The following is a 601-nucleotide window of genomic DNA, read 5'->3' as shown; positions in this document are numbered from 1 at the left end:
GGCGGCGTAGCGGTCGGCGGCGACGCGGACCGCGGCGTCGACGAGGGTGCGGGTGTCGGTGGGCACGGGCGTGACGGACAGCCGGCCCTCTTCGGCGCGCGAGACCGCGCCCATGTCCTCGGCGAGCCGCCCGAGCCGGGCGGTGCTCGACCGCAGGACCGCGAGGGTCTCGGCGTCGGGAACCCGGATGCCGTCTTCGAGGGCCTCGATGTGGGCATCGAGTGTGGCCAGCGGGGTGCGCATCTCGTGCGCGAGATCCGAGAGCATGCGCCGCCGGGTGGTTTCGACCGAGTCCAGCCGATCGGCGAGCTGGTTGAACGTCTCGGCGAGCTGGTCGAATTCGTGCCCGAGACCGGGTCCGGGCAGACGCACGTCGTAGTGGCCGCCGGCGATCTCGGTGGCCGAGGTGGCCACGCCGGTGACCGAGCGCTGCACCCTGCGGGTGAAATACCAGCTCACCGCCAGCGCCATCAGCGCCGAGACCACCAGCGCGATGGCCAACGAGATGATCATCGCCGAAGTGAACGCCTCCTCGACGTGCGCCGCCTCGGTCGAGACGTGCTCGATACCTGCCTGCTCGAGGTGGTTGTGGAACAGTCCT

Annotated in this window: 1 protein-coding gene; it reads right to left on the bottom strand. The window is 70.9% G+C overall.

Annotated elements, in window-relative coordinates; all coding sequences use genetic code 11:
- Positions 1–601, bottom strand: a 601-nt coding sequence (locus CQZ88_RS32085; RefSeq protein WP_258008846.1) for a HAMP domain-containing protein, incomplete at both ends; no start/stop codon positions are given.

This window comes from Rhodococcus sp. ENV425 (assembly GCF_002887785.1).
In the GTDB taxonomy this organism is placed as follows: domain Bacteria; phylum Actinomycetota; class Actinomycetes; order Mycobacteriales; family Mycobacteriaceae; genus Rhodococcus; species Rhodococcus aetherivorans.
Note: the sequence above shows the minus strand (reverse complement) of the source record. Positions and strands in the feature narration are given on the sequence as shown.